The sequence below is a fragment of the Arthrobacter sp. K4-10C genome (assembly GCF_059090085.1).
Window position 1 is genome coordinate 16,206 of the sequence record NZ_JBNHFI010000008.1, and the last position, 18,043, is coordinate 34,248.

General features: G+C 66.1%; 14 protein-coding genes and 1 tRNA gene. 7 read left to right on the forward strand and 8 right to left on the reverse strand.

What is annotated here, in order from left to right; all coding sequences use genetic code 11:
* Positions 1–88 precede the first annotated feature (88 nt).
* The gene (locus AC5RUU_RS12285) at positions 89–1,078 is read left to right on the forward strand and encodes an LLM class flavin-dependent oxidoreductase (protein WP_493975486.1); all 990 of its coding nucleotides are present in this window, start codon (positions 89–91) and stop codon (positions 1,076–1,078) included.
* Positions 1,078–2,598, forward strand: coding sequence for an MFS transporter (locus AC5RUU_RS12290; protein ID WP_493975487.1), 1,521 nt, complete (start codon positions 1,078–1,080; stop codon positions 2,596–2,598). The genes AC5RUU_RS12285 and AC5RUU_RS12290 overlap by 1 nt, the downstream gene beginning before the upstream one ends.
* A gap of 3 nt (positions 2,599–2,601) precedes the next feature.
* Here AC5RUU_RS12290 and AC5RUU_RS12295 read toward each other — a convergent pair whose 3' ends face one another.
* The 4 genes from AC5RUU_RS12295 to AC5RUU_RS12310 form a co-directional block, all read right to left on the reverse strand.
* Positions 2,602–3,726: an FAD-dependent oxidoreductase gene (locus tag AC5RUU_RS12295; protein ID WP_493975488.1), complete on the reverse strand. Its 1,125-nt coding sequence runs from the start codon at positions 3,724–3,726 to the stop codon at positions 2,602–2,604.
* A gap of 49 nt (positions 3,727–3,775) precedes the next feature.
* Positions 3,776–4,702, reverse strand: coding sequence for an AEC family transporter (locus AC5RUU_RS12300; RefSeq protein ID WP_493975489.1), 927 nt, complete (start codon positions 4,700–4,702; stop codon positions 3,776–3,778).
* Positions 4,703–4,753: 51 nt separating this feature from the next.
* The gene (gene panD, locus AC5RUU_RS12305; protein ID WP_493975490.1) at positions 4,754–5,179 is read right to left on the reverse strand and encodes an aspartate 1-decarboxylase; all 426 of its coding nucleotides are present in this window, start codon (positions 5,177–5,179) and stop codon (positions 4,754–4,756) included.
* Positions 5,180–5,330: 151 nt separating this feature from the next.
* Positions 5,331–6,245, reverse strand: coding sequence for a LysR substrate-binding domain-containing protein (locus tag AC5RUU_RS12310; RefSeq protein ID WP_493975491.1), 915 nt, complete (start codon positions 6,243–6,245; stop codon positions 5,331–5,333).
* Between the two features lie 152 nt (positions 6,246–6,397).
* Here AC5RUU_RS12310 and AC5RUU_RS12315 point away from each other — a divergent pair, with 152 nt between their 5' ends.
* Both AC5RUU_RS12315 and AC5RUU_RS12320 read left to right on the forward strand, forming a co-directional pair.
* Positions 6,398–7,861 (forward strand): amino acid permease, encoded by a 1,464-nt coding sequence (locus AC5RUU_RS12315; RefSeq protein WP_493975492.1) that lies wholly within the window; start codon positions 6,398–6,400, stop codon positions 7,859–7,861.
* Between the two features lie 308 nt (positions 7,862–8,169).
* The gene (locus tag AC5RUU_RS12320; protein WP_493975493.1) at positions 8,170–11,676 is read left to right on the forward strand and encodes a proline dehydrogenase family protein; all 3,507 of its coding nucleotides are present in this window, start codon (positions 8,170–8,172) and stop codon (positions 11,674–11,676) included.
* 130 nt (positions 11,677–11,806) lie between these two features.
* Here the strand turns inward: AC5RUU_RS12320 and AC5RUU_RS12325 are convergent, their stop codons facing one another.
* Both AC5RUU_RS12325 and AC5RUU_RS12330 read right to left on the reverse strand, forming a co-directional pair.
* Entirely contained in the window at positions 11,807–12,121 is a 315-nt protein-coding gene (locus AC5RUU_RS12325; RefSeq protein WP_493975494.1) for a hypothetical protein, read from the reverse strand.
* Positions 12,122–12,297: 176 nt separating this feature from the next.
* Positions 12,298–13,152, reverse strand: coding sequence for a LysR substrate-binding domain-containing protein (locus AC5RUU_RS12330; RefSeq protein ID WP_493975700.1), 855 nt, complete (start codon positions 13,150–13,152; stop codon positions 12,298–12,300).
* 142 nt (positions 13,153–13,294) lie between these two features.
* Here AC5RUU_RS12330 and AC5RUU_RS12335 point away from each other — a divergent pair, with 142 nt between their 5' ends.
* The gene (locus tag AC5RUU_RS12335) at positions 13,295–14,716 is read left to right on the forward strand and encodes an MFS transporter (RefSeq protein ID WP_493975495.1); all 1,422 of its coding nucleotides are present in this window, start codon (positions 13,295–13,297) and stop codon (positions 14,714–14,716) included.
* A 28-nt stretch (positions 14,717–14,744) separates the two neighbouring features.
* Here AC5RUU_RS12335 and AC5RUU_RS12340 read toward each other — a convergent pair.
* Positions 14,745–14,818: transfer RNA gene (locus tag AC5RUU_RS12340), tRNA-Gly, on the reverse strand.
* Between the two features lie 239 nt (positions 14,819–15,057).
* Here AC5RUU_RS12340 and AC5RUU_RS12345 point away from each other — a divergent pair.
* A complete protein-coding gene (locus AC5RUU_RS12345) occupies positions 15,058–15,519 on the forward strand; it encodes an SRPBCC family protein (RefSeq protein ID WP_493975496.1) in 462 nt (153 codons plus the stop codon).
* A gap of 47 nt (positions 15,520–15,566) precedes the next feature.
* On the opposite strand, the gene AC5RUU_RS12350 is transcribed toward AC5RUU_RS12345, so the two are convergent.
* On the reverse strand, positions 15,567–17,306 hold the full coding sequence (locus AC5RUU_RS12350) for a CAP domain-containing protein (RefSeq protein WP_493975497.1): 1,740 nt from the start codon (positions 17,304–17,306) through the stop codon (positions 15,567–15,569).
* 133 nt (positions 17,307–17,439) lie between these two features.
* On the opposite strand from AC5RUU_RS12350, the gene dcd reads away from it, so the two are divergent.
* Entirely contained in the window at positions 17,440–18,015 is a 576-nt protein-coding gene (dcd, locus tag AC5RUU_RS12355) for a dCTP deaminase (RefSeq protein ID WP_258803862.1), read from the forward strand.
* Positions 18,016–18,043 lie beyond the last annotated feature (28 nt).

The following is an 18,043-nucleotide window of genomic DNA, read 5'->3' on the forward strand; positions in this document are numbered from 1 at the left end:
GCCGGGCACCGCGGTGGTTATGCACTGAGTGTCCGCTGCGACCCGGCGGGCAAAAACTACGTAACGTCCTGAAAGGTCGGCACCCACCGTGACTCTTCCCCTCTCCATCCTTGACCTGGCAACGATTGGCAAGGGCCAGACGGCGGCGGAGAGTTTCGCGGGCAGCGTGGCCATGGCGCAGAGCGCTGAGCGGCTGGGATACCGGCGGGTCTGGTACGCCGAGCACCACAACATGTCCTCCATCGCCTCGTCGGCCACCAGCGTGCTGATTGCCCACGTGGCCGCGCACACGGAAACCATCCGGCTGGGCGCTGGCGGCATCATGCTGCCCAACCACTCGCCGCTGACCATCGCCGAACAGTTCGGCACCCTGGAAACCCTGCACCCCGGCCGCATCGACCTCGGCCTGGGCCGCGCCCCCGGCAGCGACCAGAACACCATGCGTGCCCTCCGCCGGGACCCGATGTCTGCGGACAGCTTCCCGCAGGACGTCCTGGAGCTCCAGGGCTACCTCACCGGACCCACCCGGATCCAGGGGGTTGAAGCCACCCCGGGCAAGGGCACCAACGTTCCGCTCTACATCCTGGGCTCATCCCTGTTTGGTGCCCGGCTGGCCGCACAGCTCGGCCTGCCATACGCCTTCGCCTCGCATTTTGCGCCGAACGCGCTGCAGGACGCCGTCGCCATCTACCGCCGTGAATTCAAGCCCTCGGCACAGCTGGACGCTCCGCACGTCATCGCCGGCGTGAACGTGATCGCCGCTGATTCCGCTTCGGAGGCGCAGGCGATGATGCAGGCCACCAAGCGCGCCAGGGTTTCCCTGTTCTTCGGCGGCGGACGCGAGTTCACCGACGACGAGGCGGACATGATCCTCGACTCGCCACAGGGCCAGCACGTCTCGCAGATGATGACCTATTCGGCCGTCGGTACACCCGACGTCGTGCTGGACTACCTGGACAGCTTCGGCCGGCACGCCGATGCCGATGAACTCATCGTGGCGCACCAAAGCACCGGCACCGAGGCACGGCTGCGGTCCGTTGAGCTGCTGGCCCAGGCTGCAGGGCTGGCCAGGGTCTGATGCGCGGCAGCCAAGGCAGCTCCCAAAACGACGGCGTAGGGTTCCGCTCCAAGCGCGGGCCCATCCTCGTTGCGCTGATGCTCTCGACCGGTTTGGTGGCGATTGATTCAACCATCGTGGCCACCGCCGTCCCCTCGATTGTCCGCGACGTGGGCGGGTTCTCGTCGTTCCCGTGGCTCTTCTCCGCCTACCTGCTGGCGCAGGCCGTCTCCGTGCCCATATACGGCAAGCTCTCGGACATGGTCGGCCGCAAACCAGTCATCCTGGCGGGCATCGGGCTGTTCCTGCTCGGGTCAGTCCTCTGCGGCATCGCCTGGAGCATGCCCGCCCTGATCGCGTTCCGCGCCCTGCAGGGACTCGGCGCCGGGGCCGTGCTGCCGGTCTCGATCACCATCGCCGGCGACATCTACTCGCTGGAGGAACGCGCCAAGGTCCAGGGCTACCTGGCCAGCGTATGGGCGGTCTCCTCCGTCGTAGGGCCAAGCCTCGGCGGGATTTTCTCCGCCCTGGGGATCTGGCGTGGAATCTTCCTGGTCAACATCCCGCTCTGCCTCCTGGCCGGGTGGATGCTGGTCCGGACCTTGCACGAGAACGTGGAGCGGGCCAGGCATCGGGTGGACTACGCCGGCGCGGCCCTGCTGGCAGTTTCACTTGGACTGCTGATCCTTGGCGCTCTCCAGGGCGGCCAGGCGTGGGAGTGGAACTCGCCCGTCAGCATCGGCGTCTTCGCTGTGGGCGCGGCGCTCCTGGTCCTGTTCCTCCTGGTGGAGCGGCGGGCGGCCGAGCCCATCCTGCCGGCATGGGTCATCTCCCGTCGGCTGCTGGGCACGACCGCCTTCGTCTCCTTTGGCGTGGGTGCGGTCCTGATCGGCCTGACCTCGTTCGTCCCCACCTTCCTTGAGGGCGCCTTATCCGCTTCGCCCCTCGTTGCCGGGCTGGCCCTGGCGGCATTGACCGTCGGCTGGCCGATCAGCGCCTCCCAGGCCGGCCGCTTGTACCTGCGCATCGGGTTCAAAGCCACGGCACTGATCGGCATCTGCGTCACCGTCGCGGGACTCCTGCTCCTGTCGCTGACAGCAGCCGCTCCCGACGTGGCGCTGGTGGCCATCAGTTGCTTCGTCGTCGGGCTTGGCCTGGGCCTGGTAGCCACCCCAACCCTCATCGCCGCCCAGTCCAGCGTCCCGTGGAACGAGCGCGGCGTGGTCACCAGCACCAACATGTTTGCCCGGTCCATCGGCAGCGCTTTGGGCGTGGCAGTATTCGGTGCAGTGGCCAATGCGATCTATGCCGGCACGCCCGGCGGGGAGGGTAACGGCCAAACGGTGGTGGCCGCGTCCGGAGCCGTTTTCCTGGCCGCCCTGGTGGCAGGCCTGCTCACCGTGGCGGCGGTGCTGGCCATGCCTGCCGTCCGGGCCAACACCCCCGGCGCCAACGCGCCCGGCCCTGCCCGGGATGCCGACGGCGAGGCAAACGGAGAGCCTGTCCTCACCGACGCCGAGGCCAACCCCCGCCAGCCGTGACCGTTACCGCGAAGCGCGGAAAATCTCCGGCGCGGGGCGCGTTCCGGTCGCAAGGTCCGCGAGGATCCGGCCAATCACGGGCGTGAACTTGAAGCCGTGCCCGGAGAAGCCGGCGCCGATGACCACCGGCCCGATCCTGTCCAGGACGAAGTCCTCGTCAGGGGTAGTGGTGTAGGTGCAGCTGACGGCCTCGAAGGAGTCGGCGTCCACCCCCGGCAGCCACGTCCGGGCGTAGTCCTGCAGGGCAGCGAGCTGCACGGGCTCGGGCTGGAAGGTCCGGCGGTCCGGGTCCACCACCGGCCCAACGCCGTGCCAGCCGGCCTTAACCCCTTCGCCGGGCGTCAGCATCCCGTACACGGGCGAGTACCAGCCCTGATAGTCCGTTCCGGTGCCGGGATAATGGTTGAAGCCGGGCCACACCGCGCCTTCGTCCGCAATCCGGAAGTGCAGCGGCTGCTCCTGCGTGACGGTGAGCTGCGGGATCCGCAACCTGTCGGCCGCGCCCAGCAGCTTCTGCGTCCAGCCGCCCGCCGTCACCACTGCCTGGGCCGCGGTGACCGTCTCGGTACCGGAAGCTGACTTGAGGACCAGCCGGACGCCGTCGTCCTCCACGTGGAAGCCCACCACCTTGGTGTGGTGCCGGATGTCGGCGCCCCGGGCAATGGCCAGCCGCTGGAGGGCGGGAAGCGCGGCCTCCGGGTTGAGCTGGCCGCCGTCGGGCATGTGCAGGACCTGCTGGTCGAAGCGGATGCCGCGCCACCGCTCCGCCGCTTCCTCCGGATGGACGAACCCGGCGCGGATGCCGGCCTGCGTGAGGGCGGCGGCGATTTCGGGAAGCATGGGCTCGGGGCCGTGGGTGACGATTCCGGTGCGGTCCAGGAGCTTTTCGCCGCTCTCCTGCTCCAGCTCGTCCCAGAGGGCAAGCCCTTCGGCCACCATGGCTACGTACTCCGGCCGGTGGTAGCCGGGGTTGAGGTTGCGGGTGCTGCCGTGCGACGCCCCGATCCGGTGCGCGGGCCCGAACTGCTCCACCAGAGTCACCTGCCGGCCGCGGCGCGACAACGCCCACGCGGCGGCCGAACCCATGGCTCCGCCGCCGATCACCACGGTGTCAAGGATGGTTCCCATCAGTACTCCACCTTCATTGTGCGTTCCGATCCGGTCTGGCCCGGCGTCCTTACGTGAGCAGCAGCGCGACGCCGATCATCGCAGGCACAGCCACCACGGTGGTGACCAGCACGGTGTCCTTGGCTACGGTAAGCCCGGTCTTATATCGGCTGGCAGCTACGAAGACGTTCTGGGCGGTGGGCAGCGCGGACGTGACGACGACGGCGAAAAGTGCGTGCCCGTCCATGCCCAGGGCGAAGCGGGCAAAGATGTATGCCAGCGCGGGCTGGACGCCCAGTTTGAAGCCGCTGGCCAGCAGCGTGTCCACCCGGCGTGCGGTCGAGGCCTGCAGCGGCCGGGTGCCGTTGAGGCTCATTCCGAACGCGATCAGCATCGCCGGGATGGCGGCCCCGCCGATCAGGTGGATGGGCTCCATGACCAGTTCCGGAACCTTGAACCCTGTACCGGCCACCACCAGGCCCAGCGCTGAGCCCACGATCATGGGGTTCCGCAGGATCATGAACACAAAGCTCAAGGGCGTGGTGCGGTGCGAACTGGTGCTCGAATCCAGGATCATCAGGAACAGCGGCGTGAAGAAGGCGAGTTGGAAAATCAGCAGCGGGGCCACGTAGCTCGCGTCACCCAGGACGTACACGGCGATGGGGATGCCGAGGTTCGCCGAGTTGGCCAGTGACGCCGCCATGGAGGACATCAGGGATTCGGGCAGCGGCCGTTTGAGCCAGAACTTGGCGATGGTGAAGAAGAGCGCGGCGGTGGTGATTGCCGCCACGGCCGTGACCAGCAGGGGTGCGGCGAACACTTCCTGCAGGCGGGCCTTGCTGAGTGTTTCGAACAGCAGCGCGGGGCTTGCCACGAAGAACGTGAGGGAGCTGAGGACCGGCCTGGCGTTTTCCCCCAGCACCTTCTGCCGGCCCACGAACCAGCCCACCAGGATGATGCACCACACCACAAAGAAGCCCGCCAGCACTCCTAGCAATGAGTAACCTGCAGGGTGCAGCGGGGCAGTGAACCGGAGACCACGCCCCGGTTAGAGTTCGGCGTTGTTCAGTGCGAAGGGCGGGCGCAGGAGGCCGGGCGTGATGCCCTCTGCGGGATCGTTGCCCAGCTGGACCACCTTGTTGTTTTCGTCCACGTGGACCACCTTGGGCTCGTACGCCTTCGCCTCTTCGGTGGTCATCTGCGCGTAGGTAATGAGGATGACAAGGTCATTTTCGTGCATGAGGTGCGCAGCAGCACCGTTGATGCCGATGACGCCCGAGCCGCGCTCGCCGGCGATGGTGTAGGTCTCCAGGCGTGCGCCATTGGTGATGTCCACAATCGAGACAAGCTCGCCGGGCAGGATGTCCGCAGCCTCCAGCAGGTCCAGGTCAACGGTGACCGAACCCACGTAGTGCAGGTCCGCGTGCGTGACGGTGGCCCGGTGGATTTTGGACTTGAACATTGTTCGATTCATAACTGCACCAGTCTAGCGCCGGGCGCCTGCGTGCGCAGTGACGTAGGGAACAGGCATGCAGTGGCCGTCCCGGCGCAGTGATGCGGGTAGTCGCGGCGCGCGGAGGAGCGCAGTCCCCGCGCCCGGAAGGTAAGCGTACGACGGCGGCTGGTCACCCGCCGTCGTCCCCTGCGATGGCGGCCGCGGCGGCAGCGAGGGTCTCCCTGGCGGCAAGGATGGCGGGACGTTTTGCACTGGAGCGGCGCACCGAAGTGAAGACTGTGCGGTGTGGTTTGCCCGGCAGTTCCAGCAGTTGGGCAGTGGTGCCCCGGCCCGTCCACACGAGATCCGGCATCAGCGCCACGGCGTTTCCGGACTCGATCAGGCGGATCTGCGCCTGCAGATCGGCGGTTTCAAAGCGGACGTCCGGTTCAAAGCCGGCACTGCGGCAGGCCTGCTCGGCCCAGTGGCGCGACGCGGCACCGCGCGGCTCCATGACCCAGGCGAGTTCCGCGGTGTCCTCGATCCCGCGTATCGCGGGCCCGCCGTCGGACTTCGGTGGAACCGCAAGCCGGATGGCATCCGTGGTCAGTTTGATCCGGTCAAGCTCCGGATAGCGGGGCGCCGCATGGCCCGGATACTGCTCGGCAATGACGAGGTCGAAGTCGCGGGCCCATGTCTCATGGAGCGCCGTTTCCGGTTCACGCTGGATCATCTCGATCCGGACCTCCGGGTAAGCGGCGGACATCCGGGTGAGTGTGTCCGGCATCAGCGCCAGGGCCGCGGACTGGAACACGGCAATCCGAACGGTTCCCGTGACTGTTGTCAGGGATGCTGCCAGGTCTGCCTCGGCCTGCTCCATGGTCTGCAGCAGCTGCGCCGTGTGCGCCACCAGCACCTCCGCCTGCGGCGTCAGCTGCACCCGCCGACCGGTCTTCCGGAGCAGCTCCACGCCCACCTCCTTTTCCAGGAGGGCCAGCTGCTGCGATACCGACGACGGGCTGTACTGGAGCGCGTCAGCCACCTCAGCCAGCGTCCCGCGGATGCTCAATTCCCGGAGCAGCCGGAGCCTGCGGACATCGAGCATAGGAATTCCTTATCGAAACTAACGAATATAGGTTAGAAGTGCTCACTTTATCTAATGCAAGGAGGCTTGCATACTGTTGGGATCGAGTTACCCCCGTCACAGCCATTCTCTGGCGTGCCGCGGCGGGGTCGCACCCCAAGCAGGAGTTCCTGATGAGTACTAGAGATATGAGCCCGTCGATCATGCGGCGCAAGCCCATCGACGACATCGAGGAAGAAAACAAACACAGTGGCCTGTTCAAGTCACTCGGGCTGTGGCAGCTCACCGCCATCGGCGTGGGCGGCATCATCGGCGTCGGCATCTTCTCCCTCGCGGGGCTGGTGGCGGCCGGAAGTGAAGGCACACCCGGAGTAGGGCCCGCGGTGCTGATCTCGTTCCTGGTTGCCGGGCTCGCCTCCGCGGCCGCGGCACTGTCCTATGCAGAGTTCGCGGGAATGATCCCGCGTGCCGGCTCCGCCTACACGTACGGCTACGTGGCGCTGGGCGAAATCGTCGGCTGGTTCATTGGCTGGGACCTGCTGCTGGAGTACATCGCGATCGTTGCCGTGGTGGCCATCGGAATCTCCGGATACTTTGACGCCTTCCTCTCCGGCATCGGCATCCACATGCCCGCCTGGATGACGTCGACGGCGGACGAAGGCAAGGGCGGCATCGTCAACATCCCCGCCATCCTGGTCTGCCTCCTGGTCACCTGGATTCTCTCCCGCGGCACCAAGGCCTTCGGGCGGTTCGAACTGGTGGCCGTGGCCATCAAGGTGGTCCTGATCCTCTTCATCATCGGCCTGGGCGTCTTCTACATCGACACCAACAACTACAACCCGTTCATGCCCAGCGGCTTCGGTCCGGTCCTGGCCGGCGCGGCAACGGTCTTCTTCGCCGTCTTCGGCTATGACGCCATGAGCACTGCCGCCGAGGAGGCCACCGACGGCAAGAAGCACATGCCCAAGGCCATCATCCTGTCCCTCATCATCGCCATGCTGCTCTACGTTGCCGCCACCCTGGTCCTGACGGGCATGCAGAACTACAGGGACATCGACCCCACGGCCGGCTTTGCCTCAGCCTTCACCGGTGTGGGACTGCCCGTCATCGCCACCATCATCTCCGTGTTCGCTGTGCTGTCCATCCTGACCGTGATGCTGACCTTCCTCCTGGGCGTCACCCGCGTGTGGTTCGCCATGAGCCGCGACGGGCTGCTGCCCGGCTGGTTCTCGAAGGTGGACAGCCACGGCACCCCGCAGCGCGTCACGTGGATCGCCGGCATCGCCTCCGCGTTCCTGGCGGGTGTGTTCCCCATCAAGGAAGTGGCAGACCTGACCAACATCGGCATCCTGGCCGCGTTCGTCGTCGTCTGCCTCTCGGTGATTATCTTCCGCTACAAGCGCCCTGACGCGCCGCGCACCTTCCGGCTGCCGCTGATGCCAGTCATTCCCGCGTTCGGTGTCCTGGCATCTGCGTTCCTGATGTTCCAGCTCCACTGGGAAACCTGGCTGCGGTTCGGCGTCTGGCTGGTCATCGGCCTGGCCATCTACTTCTTCTACGGCCGCCGGAACTCGCTGATGAACCCGAACAGCCCGCGGCACGAGGAAATCGTGGAGATGCACCGCCCCATCGGCTGACGCTCTCTCAGCTTTGGCGCGTTTTTCCGCGACGCTCTCTCGCTTTTGGCCCGTTTTCGACGAACCCTCCTGCACATCATGTGCGGGAGGGTTCGTCGTTATGCCGCCAAAGGTGAGAGAGCGTTTGTGGTTTGAGCGCAGGAGGTGAGAGAGGGTTTTGGGGGAGTGCCGGTATGCTTTCGGGATCCTCAGAAACGTTATGTTTTCTAACCTGTATTGCTTAGAAAACATCGCTTTATCTTATGTGAGCGCAGGCTCATACTGGTTGATAAGACCACTCCAGACCCCAGGAAAGAACGAGAAAAGCCATGACTCACGTAGCAATGGAGCCAGCAGTTGCCACCGACGTTGCGCCGAAGACTGTCGACGTCGATGTCCCGCAGGCCAAGGCGCTGGCAAACGATGCAGTTGCCCTGGTCCGCCGCTGGCTGACCGAGGCATCCAAGGTTCCCGTTGACGCTTCCGCCGCGCAGCTGGCCGGTGTCCTGAAGGACCCCAACGGCCTGGACTTCACGGTCGGCTTCGTGGACGGCGTGGTCCGGCCCGAGGACGTGAACGTTGCCGCCCGCAACCTCGCCAGGCTCGCCCCCAAGGTTCCGGCGTTCCTGCCCTGGTACATGCGCAGCGCCGTAGCCCTGGGCGGCACTATGGCCCCGGTCATGCCGCAGGTTGTCATCCCCATCGCGCGCAAGGTCCTCCGCGAAATGGTCGGCCACCTGATCGTGGATGCCACCGACGCCAAGCTCGGCCCGGCAATCGCCAAGATCCGCAAGGACGGCGTCAAGCTCAACGTCAACCTGCTCGGCGAGGCAGTGCTTGGCGAGCACGAGGCGTCCCGCCGGCTCGAAGGCACCCACACGCTGCTGGCCCGCCCCGACGTGGACTACGTTTCCATCAAGGTTTCCTCCACCGTGGCCCCGCACTCCGCCTGGGCCTTCGACGAAGCTGTTGAACATGTCGTCGAGAAGCTCACCCCGCTGTTCCAGCGGGCCAACTCCTTCGCAACCGGCGGCCGGAAAGCCAAGTTCATCAACCTGGACATGGAGGAGTACAAGGACCTGGACATGACCATCGCGGTCTTCACCCGGATCCTGGACAAGCCCGAGTTCAAGAACCTTGAGGCCGGCATCGTGCTCCAGGCCTACCTGCCGGACGCACTCTCCGCGATGATCCGCCTGCAGGACTGGGCAGCCGGGCGCCGCGCCAATGGCGGCGCGGGCATCAAGGTCCGCGTGGTGAAGGGCGCCAACCTGCCCATGGAGCAGGTGGAATCCTCGCTGCACGACTGGCCGCTGGCCACCTGGGGCACCAAGCAGGACTCCGACACCAGCTACAAGAGCGTCATCAACTACTCCCTGCACCCGGAGCGGATCAAGAACGTCCGAATCGGTGTTGCCGGCCACAACCTGTTCGACATCGCCTTCGCCTGGCTCCTTGCCAAGCAGCGCGGCGTGGAATCGGGCATCGAGTTCGAAATGCTCCTGGGCATGGCCCAGGGCCAGGCCGAGGCCGTGAAGAAGGACGTGGGCTCGCTGCTGCTCTACACCCCCGTGGTGCACCCGGCCGAGTTCGACGTCGCCATCGCCTACTTGATCCGCCGCCTCGAAGAGGGCGCCAGCCAGGACAACTTCATGTCCGCCGTCTTCGAACTCAGCGAAAACGAATCATTGTTCGAGCGTGAGAAGCAGCGCTTCCTCTCCTCGCTCGAGGCACTGGACAACAGCGTTCCGTCGGCCAACCGCCAGCAGAACCGCAACCTGCCGCCCGTTCCCATGCCGCACAACGGCTTCGTGAACACCCCGGACACGGACCCGTCCCTGCCCGCGAACCGCGTCTGGGGCCGGGCCATCCTGGACCGCATTCCGTCCTCCTCCCTCGGAAACGCGGCGGTGGCGGCCGCATCGATCAGGGACGAGGCCACCCTGAACATGGTGATTGAAACCGCCGTGGAAAAGGGCAAGGCCTGGGGAGCGATGTCCGGCGACGAGCGCGCCGAGATCCTGCACCGCGCCGGTGATGTCCTGGAGGCCCGCCGCGCGGACCTGCTCGAGGTCATGGCCAGCGAAACCGGGAAGACCATCGACCAGGGCGACCCCGAGGTCAGCGAGGCAGTGGACTTTGCCCACTACTACGCCGAGTCTGCGCGGAAGCTGGACGAGGTCGACGGCGCCACTTTCGTCCCGGCGAAGCTCACCATTGTCACGCCGCCATGGAACTTCCCGGTTGCCATCCCGGCAGGGTCCACCCTGGCGGCACTCGCCGCCGGTTCCGCCGTCGTCATCAAGCCCGCCAAGCAGGCCGCCCGCAGTGGCGCCGTAATGGTGGAAGCCCTCTGGGAGGCCGGCGTGCCGCGCGACGTGCTGACCCTGGTGCAGCTGGGCGAGCGGGAGCTCGGCAAGCAGCTCATCTCCCACCCGGCCGTGGACCGTGTCATCCTCACCGGCGGCTATGAGACCGCCGAACTGTTCCGTTCCTTCCGCAAGGACCTGCCGCTCCTCGCTGAGACCAGCGGCAAGAACGCCATCATCGTCACCCCCAGTGCGGACCTGGACCTGGCAGCCAAGGACGTGGCCTACTCCGCGTTCGGCCACGCCGGCCAGAAGTGCTCCGCAGCCTCGCTGGTGATCCTGGTGGGCTCGGTGGCCAAGTCCAAGCGCTTCCGCAACCAGCTGATTGATGCCGTGACCTCGCTGAAGGTGGGCTACCCGCAGGATCCCACCAGCCAGATGGGCCCGATCATCGAGCCAGCCAACGGCAAGCTCCTCAACGCGCTCACCACCCTCGGCGAAGGTGAAAACTGGGCCGTTGAGCCCAAGAAGCTGGACAACACCGGAAAGCTGTGGAGCCCGGGCGTGCGCTACGGTGTCAAGCGCGGTTCCTACTTCCACCTGACCGAATTCTTCGGCCCGGTCCTGGGAGTGATGACCGCAGACACCCTCGAAGAGGCTATCGCCATCCAGAACCAGATCGAGTACGGCCTGACCGCAGGACTGCACTCCCTCAACTCAGACGAGCTGGGCATCTGGCTGGACTCCATCCAGGCCGGAAACCTCTACGTCAACCGCGGCATCACGGGCGCGATTGTGCAGCGCCAGCCGTTCGGCGGCTGGAAGAAGTCCGCGGTTGGTGCCGGCACCAAGGCCGGCGGGCCCAACTACCTGGCCGGCCTGGGCGGCTGGGCCTCCTCCCGCAGCATGGCCACGGCGTCTGTCTCCCACCCGGGTGTCCGCCGCATCATCAACGCCGCCGGGGCACTCCTGGAGCCGGCCGGGCTTGAGTCCGTCCAGCGCGCCCTCGCGTCCGACGCCGAAGCCTGGGCCGAAGAGTTCGGCAACGCCAAGGACGTGTCCGGACTGAGCGCGGAACGGAACATCTTCCGCTACCGCAGCCTTCCGGTCACTATCCGCCTGTCCGAGGGTGCGCCGCTCGCGCACCTCATCCGGACCGTGGCAGCGGGCGTCCTGGTTGGTTCGGAGCTCACGGTGTCCACCGCCGTCGAGCTTCCCACCCAGTTGCGCCCGGTGCTGACGGCGCTGGACATCGACGTGACGGTGGAGTCCGACGCCGGCTGGCTGGCTTCCGCCGGACGCCTCGCCTCCGCGGGCAAGCTGTCCGGTGCTCGCATCCGCCTGATCGGCGGGGATGCCTCCGCGCTCGCCGAAGCTACCGGCGGCCGGCCGGACCTGGCCGTGTACGCCCACCCGGTCACCGAGGCAGGCCGCGTGGAACTGCTGCCGTTCCTGCACGAGCAGGCCGTGAGCATCACCGCGCACCGCTTCGGCACTCCGAACCACCTCTCGGATGCATTGATCTGACCCGCCGGGTCCCTGCTGCAGGCAAGGGGGTTGGCAAACGCAAGGCCGGGCGGCCACCTTTCCGGTGGCCGCCCGGCCTTGTTTGCTGTCTGGTGTCCGCGCTGGCTCCGCGGCTTGAGACCGGCAGGTGTCAGCCCAGGTACCACCCGGGCGGCGTCCACGTCACAGGAACGCTGTGTGCAGAGAAGTCCTCGCAGCGGGTGCAGGTATAGGCCACTTCCCCAAGGGTGGCTACTGCACCGTCGCGCCGGTACGTCGGTGGAATGTAGGACTCGAGGTAGATGAATTCGTCCGTGCGGCACTTGTCGCATGTTGGCTTGCCCACGTAGCCGGAATCCGTGGTTGCAACGCCGGCGCCGAGGATGGATTGGCGCGTTGAGGGACGCGCGGGAGTGTGCGGGTGTACATGGGCCGCACTGAAATGGGTGTTCTTGGCTGTCTTCATTGGCTGCCTGTCCCGGACGCAGAAACCTGTTTGTGGAGGGCGCGCCCGAATTGCTGAACCGGCCGGCTGCTTGACCATGGGAGACCAGCATAGATTAGGTAACGTTCTGACATCAATGGATAGCAGCTCCCGCGCGTCACTTTGCTCCCAGCGGACACACTGCTCCCGGGCGGATCCTAGCCCTGCCGGTTGATGGTCCGGCCCACAATCGACTGCGTGAGGGCATCAATGACCTCGGAATTGGCCAGCGGATTGCGGATCAGGGTGAAGTCCACGTCCCCCACGGCTGGTAAGTCGAAGCGCCGTGTGATGATCTTGAGGTCCTCGGGAACCAGGGACGTCGGCATCACGGCCACCCCGATTCCGGCCCGCACGGCGGCGAGTACTCCGCTGATCTGGCGCGTGGTGCAGGTGATGCGCCATGTCCTGCCGTGGGCTTCGAGCGCGTCGATGGCCAGTTTCCTGCTCAGGCTCGGCGATGGGTAGGCGATCAGCGGGACCGGAGTGCCGGGTTCCAGGGCGGTCTGCTCAAGCCCCACCCAGGAAAACGAGTCGTGCTGCACTACGGTGCCATCCTTGGCGCCCGCAACCCACTTCACGAACACCAGGTCCAGCTGGCCGGCGTTGAGTTTGCGGTACAGCTGGTCGCTTTGACCTACGGTGAGTTCGAGGTTGATCTGCGGATAGATCTGCCTGAACTCACGGAGGATCCGGGGCAGGCCGGTGATGGCAAGATCGTCTGCGGTGCCGAACCGGAGGCGGCCGCGCATCGCTGAGCCGGAAAAGTAGCGTGCCGCGGCGTCATGTGCCGAGAGGATGTTCCGGGCGAATCCTGCCATGGCATCACCATTGTCCGTGAGGCGGACGTCCCGGGTGTCCCTGGTGATCAGCACCCGCTTCGCCGCCGTCTCCAGCTTCCGGATGTGCTGGCTGATGGTGGGCTGGGCCAGTCCCAGACGCTCGGCGGCCTTGGTGAAGCTGAGCGTTTCAGCCACGGCCAGGAAGGAGCGCAACTGGGCTGGTTCAAACATCATGGACTCCTGAGGCTCTCAGCACGGGGATGGCATTACGGACTGCAATACGAGTTATAGGGACAATACGCCCCCATAATCGGCTGGCCCCAGCCTAGCGTTAAGGGCATCCCACGCCGCCAGCTACATTGAGGACACCACTGTGGCACCCCCACCGCCGTCATCGGCAACCGTAACCCAGCCCGTCATCGACTCCACACAATCGGCCCCTCCGGACTCTCCGGTGCCCGGAACCCAGACCCAGCCGGTGCCCGTCGTCCCGGAACACCTGCCCTGGCGGCACACCTTCATCTCCCTGAAAGTGCCCAACTTCCGCATCTTCGCGATCGGGCACTTCATCGCCGTCATCGCACTCTGGATGCAGCGGATCGCCCAGGACTGGCTGGTGCTGCAGCTTTCGGGCTCGGTCACAGCGGTGGGAATCACCGTGGCGCTGCAGTTCCTGCCCTCCCTCCTCCTGGGGCCGTGGGGCGGAATGGTGGCCGACCGGTTCGCAAAGCGCAGGATCCTCATCCTGAGCCAAAGCCTGGCCGCAATCCTGGCCGCAGTGCTCGCGGTGCTCGCCCTTACCGGAACCATCGAGGTGTGGCTTGTCTACGTGATCGCCCTGATGCTGGGACTGGTCACTGTCCTTGACCAGCCTGCGCGCCAGGTTTTCGTCAACGAACTGGTGGGCCCGAAGTACCTGCGGAACGCCATCAGCGTGAACTCCACGACGTTCCAGCTGGGCGGCCTGATTGGCCCGGCACTTGCGGGGCTGCTCCTGACCGCGGTGGGTGCCGGCTGGGCGTTCGCCGCCAATGCCGTTGCTTGCTGCTCCACGGTGGCCATGCTGCTGATCCTCCGCAAGGACCAGTTGCACGTCAGCGCACCCACGCCCAAGAGCAAGGGGATGTTGCGCGAAGGCCTTCGCTACGCGCTGGGCAAGCCCACCATCTACTGGCCGTGGCTGATGGCAGGCTTCATTGCAGTGTTCGCCATGAGCCTGCCCGTGGTGCTCGCAGCCTTCGCCGATCAGGTGTTCGACGTGGGGGCCGGCGGCTACGGACTGCTCAACGCCCTGGTGGCGCTCGGCGCACTGGCGGGGGCAGTGGCTTCCACCCGGCGCCGACAGCTCCGGCTGCGGTCGGTGGTGTCCTGCGCAGGCATGTACGGCGCCACACTGTGCCTCGCTGCGCTGGCGCCCTCCATGGCCTGGTTCGGGGCTGTGATGGTCCTGTCCGGATTCTGGTGCCTGATGTTCCTCACCGGCTCCAACCAGCTGGTCCAGGTCAGTTCCAACATGGGTATCCGGGGACGGGTGGTGAGCCTCTACATCATGGTGCTGATCGGCGGCCAGGCCCTGGGCGGACCCATGCTGGGCTGGATCGCCGAACACGCCGACCCGCACGTCGCACTCCTGGTCTCAGGCGGGGTTCCGGCGCTCGCGGCATTGACCGTCGCCGTCCTGCTGGCCCGGAAGGGTGCGCTTACGCTGCGGGTGGACCTGAAGGACCGCCGACATCCGGTACGGATAGAGAGCCGCCATCCGGCACGGATAGAGAACAGGGCAGCGGCAACTTAGGCCGCGCAACAAACGTTCTGCGGGGACATGGAGCGGCTGACGGGAATCGAACCCGCGTATCAAGCTTGGGAAGCTAGCGCTCTACCATTGAGCTACAGCCGCGCTGCCGCCGCTCGCGCGGGGCAGAACTTAGCTTAGCGCAGTTGGAGGCGCAAGCCGCCCAACCAGGGGTGCAGGCGGTCGTGTCCTGATTCCGGCGGCGTCATCCAGTAACTCTTCAATAACGTCCCCGCCCTCGGCTAGGTGCGGGTCAGGAGCGCTGGTTAACCTGAACCGGAAGCTGCGGCGTCAGGGGGAGGCGGCTACTGCGGCAGGCCGACGTCAACCACGGAAAGATTTACATGGCATTCGCAGAACACGAGGTCCTCATCCGGCGTGACGCCATGGCTGTGTACCTGTACCTGCTCGACGCCACCAACCTTCCGTTCTGGCGCGACGGTGTCCGCAGCGTCAAGCTGCTTCAGGGTCCTGCCGAGGCCAAGGGGGCGGTATACCGGCAGATGGTGGCGGGCCGGTCCGGACTGAGCATCCCGGCTGACCTTGAGATCACCCAGGCCAGGCCCGGTGCCGAAATAGAGTTCCGTGTCCTTTCGGGTCCCGCAAACCGTAGCGGCGGCTACTACCTCAGCACGGAAAGTTCGGGAACCAGGGTCCGGTTTGCGGTTGAAGCCCAGGCCGAGGGGCGCTTTGCCTTCTTTGACCGGCTGGGCCTGCTCAACAAGATGGTCCAGCGAAGCGTCCGCGCAGAGGTAGCCCAGCTGGAACGGCTCAAGGACGTCCTGGAGCTCCAGCCGGCCATCTAGGTTGTTGCTGCGCTGTTCCTACTGCACCGTTCCTGCTGTGCCCTTCCTTACTGGGCCAGCCGTTGGCCGGCCCAGGGCCCGGCGATGTTCGACACCGACGCCAGGCTTCCGGCCGTCAGGTCCCAGTACTGCACAACGTCCGAGGCGCGGCGGAGCGCCAGGCCCGTGGAGTTCAGTCCGGTCACATCCCGCAGTGCCTTCAAGCCCGTGACATCCTGCCAGCCCGTGGCGACTGTTGGCCTCGCTTCGGCCCGCAGCGTGGTGGTTCCCCAGCCGCGGTACAGCAACACCGCACCGTCGGTCCGGAGCGCCAGGAGGTCTTGGAAACCATCCGCGTCGTAATCGACCATGGTCAGGCGGCCGGCCGGCATCCCGCTTGCCACTAGGGTCCGCGCGGAGAGGTCGCCCGTCCCCTTGTTGGGGTAAAGGTAGAGGTTTCCGGCGGCGTCCCGGGCCAGGATTTGGGGCATCCGGTTATTCGCGCACCAGCCGCCCACTGCGAGTGTCAGCGTGTCCCATCCGCCTGAGCCGAGGGTGACCGGCGCCTGGAATCCGCCGGAGGTAATGCCGCGGTGAAAAGTCAGGTTCCCGTTGGTCCACTGGGTGAGCAGGTCATAGGCGCCGTCGCGGTCCCAGTCGGTGATGAAGACTTCCTTGGTGCCCGCGAAACCGGAGCCGACCACCTTTGCCGGGGCGTACGTCCGCGCGCCGGTGGAAGCACGGTTGAGGAGTTGCCCGGCGGCGTCTACGGCCACCAGGTCGGCGGGGCCCTTGATGGCAGCGGCGGACAGGTCAAGCGTGGGCGGCATGTGCCGCACCGGGGCATCGCACATGCTGGGGGCGGGAGGGGGCAGGGCGGCGCCACCACCTCCGCCGGATGCACCACCGGGCGAATTTACGGTTCCGGCGGGAAGCGTGGTGTAGCCGAAGAAGTTCACCACGCCCCAGATGGTGTAAGTGCTGTTGGTGTAGGAAATTCCGGCGCCCATGACATTAAAGCGCGGATCGAGGAGCGTCGCGTTGTGGCCGGGAGAACCCTTCCACCATTCCACCAGTTGTGCGGCATCGCGGTCTGTGCGGATGGCGATGACCTCGCCGGCGCCGTTGTTCGGATTCATGGCGCGGGGATCAGTCCAGAAGCTGGCACGGTGTTCAATAACTTCGCGTGAGGCAATGCTGTCCGACCATTCCTGCGCCAGTCCGGCCACCGTGGGGTGGTACTTCACAGGAGTCAGGCCCTTGGAAACGCGGTATTCGTTGATCCTGTTGAATACCGTGAGGATCGCGGCGGTGTTGTCATCCCTGACGAGGGCTTCGGGGCCCGGCGCCGCGAAGGCGGATTCGGGAGCCGGCCGGGCCGGCGCGGACTGCCCAAGTTCTTCGTCCGGGGCCCACAGCGGCGGAATCCAGGGGACTTCCGGCGCTGTGGCGGCTCCGCTTGAGGTACCCGCTTCGGTCGCCGGCGGGACGCTGACGGCGACGGACCCGGTGTTTGTGGTGGCGGCGGCAGCCGTGGCCGCGCCGCCGTCAGGAGCGGGTGAGGCGGTGGGCGGGGACGCCGGACGGATGTCCGGTTCCACGGCTGGGGAGAGCCCGGACCCGCCGGAGGAATTCCCGGCAGTGCTCGCGCCGCCGTCGTGGAGTGCAGCCTCCAGCGAGATGCTCTGTGCACCGGCCACCCCGGGTTCGGTGCCGGGCAGGGGGGCGGACAGTGTGCCCGCCGACGAAGAAGCCAGCACCAGGGCGCAGAGCGCACCAATAAAAGAGGGCGCGACCAATTTATTCACAACATCCCCAGCTCTGTTGGGCCATCCGGGAGACCATCCGGCGCCTGAGTATCTGAAGCAACACTAGCCCCATGAGGTCACAGCAACAACGGGAAAATATTGGTGTGGATAAGCCATACGGTAATTTGGGACGGTGCTCATCTCTGACCGCGATATTCGTGCCGAAATAGACTCCCAGCGGATCGTCCTGGAACCCTACGATCCCGCGATGGTGCAGCCCTCCTCCGTGGATGTCCGGATCGACAAGTTTTTCCGGCTGTTCGATAACCACAAGTACGCCCACATTGACCCCGCGCAGGAGCAGCCGGAGCTGACGCGGCTGGTGGAAGTGGAAGAGGACGAAGCCTTCATCCTGCACCCGGGCGAGTTCGTCCTTGGCTCAACCTACGAAACGGTCACGCTTCCGGACGATATTGCCGCGCGGCTGGAGGGCAAGTCCTCGCTGGGCCGGCTGGGCCTCCTGACGCACTCCACAGCCGGATTCATCGACCCCGGATTCTCAGGGCACGTCACCTTGGAGTTGTCCAACATGGCCACGCTGCCCATCAAGCTCTGGCCGGGCATGAAGATCGGGCAGCTGTGTTTCTTCCGGCTGACATCCTCCGCAGAGTACCCCTACGGCCAGGGCGGGTACGGCAACCGCTACCAGGGCCAGCGCGGCCCCACCGCCAGCCGGAGCCACCTGAACTTCCACCGCACCAGCATCTAGCCGGCGCGACGGCTGGATGTCACGTTGT